Genomic DNA, 6,325 nt, shown 5'->3' on the forward strand with positions numbered 1-6,325 from the left:
CCGTGACCGAGGAGGAACCTTCCATGAGAGTGACCGTGGACAAGGACAAGTGCCGCGGTGCCGGGCAGTGTGTCCTGATCGCACCTGGCATCTTCGATCAGCGTGACGACGACGGCATCGTTGTGCTGTTGGGGCTGGAGCCGGAGCCGGACGAGCTGTCGCGGGCGTCGGTGCGCGAAGCCGCCCAGGTCCGTCCCGCGGCGGCCATCACGCTGGATGTCTCATGACTGCGCCTGCCAGTGTTTTAGTGGTGGGGGCCTCCGCCGCGGGGCTCGCGACGGTCGAGGCGTTACGACGCGGCGGTTACCGAGGCGATGTGACGCTGCTCGGCGCCGAGGCGCACGTGCCCTATGACCGGCCGCCTCTGTCCAAGCAGGTGCTTTCGGGCCGGTGGGACGCCGACCGTGTCAGGCTGCGTGACTCGGGGATGCTGGCGGGGCTGGGTGCCGAGATTGTCCTCGCCGATCCCGCTGTCGCACTCGACGCCGGGGCGAAGGTGGTCCGGACCGCCGCGGGGCGGGTTCTGCGAGCGGAGGCCGTTGTGATCGCCACCGGGCTGAGCCCACGGTTGTTTCCGGAACAGGAGGGCCTGTCGGGGGCTCATGTGCTGCGGTCGCTCGACGACGCGTTGGCTCTGCGCGCGGAATTGCCGGCGGGGACACGGCTTGTTGTGGTCGGCGACGGCGTGCTCGGCAGTGAGATCGCCGCGACCGCTCACGGTAGAGGAGTGGATGTCACTCTGGTGGGTCCTCAGCCGGCCCTCATGGCCGCTCAGCTCGGCCCCGATGTCTCGGTGTGTCTGGCCAGTCTGCACACCGAGCACGGTGTGCGGTTGCGGCCAGGGACCGGTGTGAGTGGTCTGACCGCGGTGGAAGGCCGTGTCACCGGGGTGCGACTGGACACCGGTGAGAGCCTGCCGGCCGATGTGGTTGTTGTGGCGATCGGTGCGAGTGCCAATACGGGATGGCTCGCGGACAGCGGTCTGGTCATGGATGACGGGCTGGTGTGCGACTCCCACTGCCGGGCGGCCGACGGTATTTACTCGGCCGGGGACGTGACCCGCTGGCATCACGACGGGCTCGGTACTCTCGTGCGTTGGGAGAACCGGACCAACGCCACCGAGCAGGGCATCGCGGTCGCCCGTGCGATTCTGGGTGATGTCCGGCCCTACCGGCCGGTTCCTTCGTTCTGGACGGATCAGTTCGAGGCGAGGATCCAGGTGTACGGGACACCCTCGGCCGATGCCGAACTGAGCGTCGTCGAGGGAGACATGGCCGACCGGCGCTTTGTCGCGGTCTACCGCAGCGGCGGCGCGGTCACCGGTGTCCTCGGCTGGAACATGCCCAGACAGGCCCGCCTGCACCGGCAGCGCCTTGTGGACGCCTACGCCGCTTTCGCGCCGGCGCCGTAACCCTCATTTTCCCTCCGACCCTCCTGCGAACGCCGGTGCGTTGCCGGCCGCGAGGCGGGCCGCGTCGTCACGCACATGAAAGGACGCCATGACGGAGATCATGTCCTCGGCCGACCGGCCGACGAGCGGGATTCCGGAGTTCCCGATGCCCCGCGCTGCCGGATGCCCGTTCGATCCGCCACCGGCCCTGCGGGAACAGCAGGAGGCGGGGCCGCTCACCCGGGTCCGGCTGTGGGACGGCAGTACACCGTGGCTGGTGACCCGTTACGCCGACCAGCGGGCGCTGATGGCCGATCCCCGTGTCAGCGCCGACATCACCCGGCCGGGCTATCCGAGTCCGGCCGCGAGCAGAAGCAACAGCATCGGATTCATTCTGATGGACGATCCGGAACACGCGCGTCTGCGCCGGATGGTCACCGCGCCGTTCACGATCAAGCGGGTCGAGGCGCTGCGACCGAGGGTGCAGCGGATCGTGGACGATCTCATCGACGGGATGCTCGCCGGACCTGGGCCGGTGGACCTGGTAGAGGAGTTCGCTCTGCCAGTGCCCTCTCTCGTCATCTGTGAGCTTCTCGGTGTCCCTTACGCCGATCACGAGTTCTTCCAGGACAACAGCAAGACGATCATCAACCGTGAGGCCACAACGGAGGAGCGTGCCGCCGCCCATGGGCGGCTGGTGGATTATCTGGACGCTCTGGTGGCCCAGAAGCGGGCCCGGCCCGCGGACGATCTTCTCTCCCGTCTGGCCGAGCGTGTGACCGCGGGGGAGCTGTCCCAGTTGGAAGCGGCCCGGATCGGGGTGCTGCTGCTGATCGCCGGCCATGAGACGACGGCGAACATGATCGCGCTCGGCACACTGGCCCTGTTTCAGCACCCGGAGGAACTGGCCGTGCTGCGCGAGACGGAGGACCCGAAGCTTGTCGCCGGGGCGGTCGAGGAACTGCTGCGTTATCTGCACATCACGCACAGCGGACGGCGCCGGGTGGCGCTGGAGGACATCGCGGTCGCGGGTCAGGTCATCCGGGCCGGCGACGGGCTGGTCATTCCCAACGACATCGGCAACCGCGACCCGGACGCCTTTCCCGACCCGGACCGCCTCGACCTCCGCCGTGACGCCCGCCACCACGTGGCCTTCGGTTTCGGTATCCACCAGTGCCTGGGGCAGCCGCTGGCCCGGATGGAACTCCAGGTGGTCTACGCCACTCTCTACCGGCGTATCCCCACTCTGCGGCTCGCGGCCGCGCTGGAGGACATTCCCTTCAAGCACGACGGGTCTGTCTACGGTGTCTATGAGCTTCCCGTCACCTGGTGAAGCATCCGGTCTCCGCGGTGTCCCGTACGGCGCGGGGACGCGTCCACTCCTTGCCTTTCGCCTCTGCTTTCCGTCACTGTCCGTCTTCTTGAAGGAGCATCATGAAGGTCAACCTCGATCAGGACAGGTGCGTCGCCTCCGGCCAGTGTGTCGTGGCCGCGCCCGACGTATTCGACCAGCGTGACGACGACGGCATCGCCGTCCTTCTCGACGCCGCACCTCCCGCGAACGACGCGGACGACGTCCGTCACGCCGCCGCTGTCTGCCCGGCTCTCGCCATCCGCCTGGAGGAATAGCCCCGGCCCCGGGCCACACCGCGGCAGGCACAGGCGGTGGCCCGGGTTCCACCGTGCAGGCGGGCCGCGACTGCCGGAGTACCGGCTGCCGGCAGCGCGGCCCGCCACTCACTCCTTCAGCGCCGCGAAGGCATTCTCCCCCCGGTACGGGCAAGCACGGTTGGCAAGACCGGCCCGTCTGGTGGGAGACAGGCGCACGGTGATGAGCAGGAACTCGTTGTGACCGCGCACCTGGGTTGACACCTTCGCCAACTCCGATGCCCAGCTCCGGATCGCTTTCGCGGTAATCGTGTGGCGAGCTGGCTGTTGGCCGAATGGGGCGGCTTCGACGTGTCGGCTTCGGGCCTCTCGCCCTGCGCGTTGAGCGGATATCCAGGGGAGGGAGGCGATGGCTGCGGCCTCGGCGACCTTCTTTCCGGATTTCGTCCGGTCATCGCCGAGCGGGCTGTGCCCTGGGTGTCTTTCGTTGGGCGGTCGAGGGGATGTTCGTGGTGGGACCTCCAAGTGCGACCCAGGGGGGACGCCGCCGCCCTGGAGGCCGTTTTTGGGGCTTCCTGACGATAAGGAAGTCTCGGTTTTGCCGGCATTCTGCTTGGAACCTCAGGGTGTCTCTTCCCGCGTGGTCTTTGGTCGGAGGAAGGCACAGGGGGCGAGGTTCATGGACTGCGGGGTGTGTTTTTGTGCAGTGAGGTCAGGCTCGCGCGGCCGCTGCTGGTTCTTCGTTGGCGGAGGCGAGTTGGCGTAGGGCGAGGGTGGCTCCAGCGCCTGGGACGAGGGCCAGGGCGATGGTTGTGCCTCGTTTCATTGGGTCGCGAAGGACGCTGACGATGGCGACGAGATACGCGCAGCCGTGGATGGGGCCGGTCAGCGAGGCAATGGCGGGATGGTGCAGGGTGGCCAGGTTGATCAGGAGGACAGCCAGGGAGACGAGCTCGACCACGGCCGCGATTTTTAGAGGAGTGCGGTTGCGGTCCATGGTCATGCTCCAGTGGTGGAGCCGGGGCGAACGATCATCAGGACGGTGACAATCGTCCACAACAGGTTGAAGAAGCCGGTGAACATGGCCAGCTGAGCCGTGCGTGATTGTTCGACGGCGTTGTGGTTGGTGATGTCGTCGAGGAGTTTGTCCTGGCGGGGCAGGACGAAAGCGACGAGGATGCCGGCCGCGGTTGCGGTCAGGATGATGGACGTGATCAGCCATCCGCTACCCAGGACGTTCAGGTAGGAGGCGGTGGCGAAGCCGAAGACGGGTACGGCCAGGCCGATGCCGGCGTAGACGCGGCAGATGCGGTGCAAGAGCTGGACGGTTGCGGTCCCGGACGGATCTGGGCCGTTGGCTGCGGCACGGCGGGCGGCTGGCGGGAACATGCTGGCAGCGATGCTGACGGGGCCGATCGCGATGATGGCGGCCAGGACGTGGAGAGAGAGGAGGACCTTGGTCATGGCTGGTTGCGCTTTGCGGCGTTGAGGGTGTGGGAGACTTCGGCGGGCATGAAGGTTCCTTGGTGCAGGTATGTGACGCGCCTCAGAAGGCAATGGAAGGGCACCACTCGGCGTCCCGTGTTTGTGTTCGAAGTCATCGGCGGGAGTGCCTGTTGTGGTTACGCGGCGATGCCATTGCCATCTCTACTTGCAGTACGACTGAAACTTAACATGACTCTGCGTGTGAGTGGGCGGGTTGGTGGCATTGGGTGGGTGTCAGCGGGAGTGGGTGCTGGGTGCCTGGCCATGGGGATAGTTGCGGGGTAGGCCTGCTGTCATGGGGTGACCAAGGGGCTGCTGTTTTCCGGCCAGTGTGGGGTAGGTCGGCTGTCGTGGAGGTGGCTGTTCCTATGGTTTGAAGGACAACTGCAGCGACGCCCGCGAGACTCGGACTCGGCAGTGGACTGACGAGGGAGCTCCGATGAGGACACCTGACGGGCTGGATGAGTTTCGTTGGCGGTGGATGCTTCTTCGCCGTCCGAGGACCGAGTGGTTCTTCCTGCTGCACCCCGCGACGCGGCCTGCTGGTTTCCAGGATATTCGCGTCTACGGCCGTGACGGGATATCCGATGCGCGGCTGGTGTGGAAGGTCTGTCATCCGTGCGAGCGGGGCGTCATTTCGAAAATCTCGCTCTCCCCGGAAGTACAGCGGCAAGGTCTCGGCACACGCCTCGTCGACAGGGCACTCCTGGACGGTCCCGGGTATCGCTGGACGACCAGCAGCCAGTCCCCGGATGGTCGGGCGTTCTTCCGGGCGATGACGGCACGCACCGGTGCCGAGTTCGCGGCAGGAGCCCGGACATGCGAGCACATCTTGGAGAGCCGGCCCGGACGCCATAAGCCAATACTGGACCGACGCCTTCACCGGGCACGTCGCTGACTGGGGAAGAGGCGTTGGGACGCTTTCTTGTCGCAGGTGCCGTTTGACCGGTCGGCGTGAGGCTCGCTGAGCCTGGATGGCAGTTGCCGGCCTGCGGGTGCCTTCGTAGGTGGGCCAGGGTCAGTACAGGGCGATGTCAGCGGGGAGGGTGCTGACTGCAGTCCACGGGGCCGGGTCGTGGAACTGGTCGCTGTCGTGGGGTGACCAGGTGGCTGTCACGGTGCGGCTAGCAGATCGCGGTCCGGCGGTGTCGGGTCCGGCTGTTCCGGTGGGGGCCGGACGGGTGGAGCGTGCGGTAGTGGTGCGGCGGTTGTTGGCCGTGGACCGTGGTGAGGGCGGTCTGTCGTCGTTGCATGTGCGGATCGCGGCCGGTTTGGCGGGGGTGTCGGAGCGAACGGTGTGGCGGTGGCTGGCTGAGGGGCGTGAGGGCCATGTCGAGGCACGGCCGCGGCAGGCCGGGTTCGTGGTGGGCGACGCCTTGTGGGAGGTCCTCACCCAGGCCGGCGGGAACGTCGCCGAACTGCGCCGCAGGATGCTGCAGGCGCAGGACGAGGGTGTACTGGACCGCTGGGGGGCGGAGTTTGTGCCGTCGTTGGCGACGCTGCACCGTGCGGTGAAGGACGGGCTGCGGGCGGGCCGGGCCCTTCAGGTCGCCCGGGTGGCGTCGGGTCGGGTGGAGCCGAGCCGGTACGACCGGGCACTGGCCGAGTTGGGCTTCGTAGACGGTGCGGCTGGTCCGCCGGTTGTGGACGGGCCGGATGCCGGAGCGTCAGATATCGCCGGGGAAGAGCGGTCTGGGGCGGTGAAGGCTGCTGCGCGTGCCCGGGTGTATGGCGGGGTGCGGTTGTATGCACCGGGGGCCCGTCTGGTGTCCACGCGGCAGGCGGCCGGGGTGGTGGAGGCGGTGGGGCACACGGTCGCTGCGCGGGGGATCGGCTGTGTGT

Annotated in this window: 6 protein-coding genes and 1 pseudogene; 5 read left to right on the forward strand and 2 right to left on the reverse strand. The window is 67.6% G+C overall.

The window, feature by feature from the left end; all coding sequences use genetic code 11:
• Positions 1–23 precede the first annotated feature (23 nt).
• The 4 genes from PV679_RS06170 (at position 24) to PV679_RS06185 (ending at position 3,019) form a co-directional block, all read left to right on the forward strand.
• The gene (locus PV679_RS06170) at positions 24–227 is read left to right on the forward strand and encodes a ferredoxin (RefSeq protein WP_319679007.1); all 204 of its coding nucleotides are present in this window, start codon (positions 24–26) and stop codon (positions 225–227) included.
• Positions 224–1,411 carry an NAD(P)/FAD-dependent oxidoreductase gene (locus PV679_RS06175; protein ID WP_319679008.1) on the forward strand — a complete coding sequence of 396 codons (1,188 nt, stop codon included), beginning with the start codon at positions 224–226 and terminating at the stop codon, positions 1,409–1,411. Before PV679_RS06170 ends, PV679_RS06175 begins: the two co-directional genes overlap by 4 nt.
• Positions 1,412–1,499: 88 nt before the next feature.
• The gene (locus tag PV679_RS06180) at positions 1,500–2,723 is read left to right on the forward strand and encodes a cytochrome P450 (protein ID WP_319679009.1); all 1,224 of its coding nucleotides are present in this window, start codon (positions 1,500–1,502) and stop codon (positions 2,721–2,723) included.
• Positions 2,724–2,824: 101 nt separating this feature from the next.
• Complete coding sequence (locus tag PV679_RS06185; RefSeq protein ID WP_319679010.1) at positions 2,825–3,019, forward strand: ferredoxin; 195 nt, start codon at positions 2,825–2,827, stop codon at positions 3,017–3,019.
• 691 nt (positions 3,020–3,710) lie between these two features.
• Here PV679_RS06185 and PV679_RS06190 read toward each other — a convergent pair.
• Entirely contained in the window at positions 3,711–3,995 is a 285-nt protein-coding gene (locus PV679_RS06190; RefSeq protein WP_319679011.1) for a DUF3817 domain-containing protein, read from the reverse strand.
• A 2-nt stretch (positions 3,996–3,997) separates the two neighbouring features.
• Positions 3,998–4,462: a hypothetical protein gene (locus tag PV679_RS06195; protein ID WP_319679012.1), complete on the reverse strand. Its 465-nt coding sequence runs from the start codon at positions 4,460–4,462 to the stop codon at positions 3,998–4,000.
• A gap of 1,127 nt (positions 4,463–5,589) precedes the next feature.
• Between PV679_RS06195 and PV679_RS06200 the strand changes: the two are divergent.
• Positions 5,590–6,325: pseudogene (locus PV679_RS06200) on the forward strand (hypothetical protein); the annotation flags it as partial.

Source organism: Streptomyces sp. AK02-01A, assembly GCF_033795305.1.
GTDB lineage: Bacteria > Actinomycetota > Actinomycetes > Streptomycetales > Streptomycetaceae > Streptomyces.

What these genes read in the sequence shown, in the direction of transcription:
- PV679_RS06185 (WP_319679010.1), top strand. Translation starts at nt 2,825, where the DNA reads ATGAAGGTCAACCTCGATCAGGACAGGTGCGTCGCCTCCGGCCAGTGT.
- PV679_RS06180 (WP_319679009.1), top strand. Translation starts at nt 1,500, where the DNA reads ATGACGGAGATCATGTCCTCGGCCGACCGGCCGACGAGCGGGATTCCG.
- PV679_RS06195 (WP_319679012.1), bottom strand. Translation starts at nt 4,462, where the DNA reads ATGACCAAGGTCCTCCTCTCTCTCCACGTCCTGGCCGCCATCATCGCG.
- PV679_RS06175 (WP_319679008.1), top strand. Translation starts at nt 224, where the DNA reads ATGACTGCGCCTGCCAGTGTTTTAGTGGTGGGGGCCTCCGCCGCGGGG.
- PV679_RS06170 (WP_319679007.1), top strand. Translation starts at nt 24, where the DNA reads ATGAGAGTGACCGTGGACAAGGACAAGTGCCGCGGTGCCGGGCAGTGT.
- PV679_RS06190 (WP_319679011.1), bottom strand. Translation starts at nt 3,995, where the DNA reads ATGGACCGCAACCGCACTCCTCTAAAAATCGCGGCCGTGGTCGAGCTC.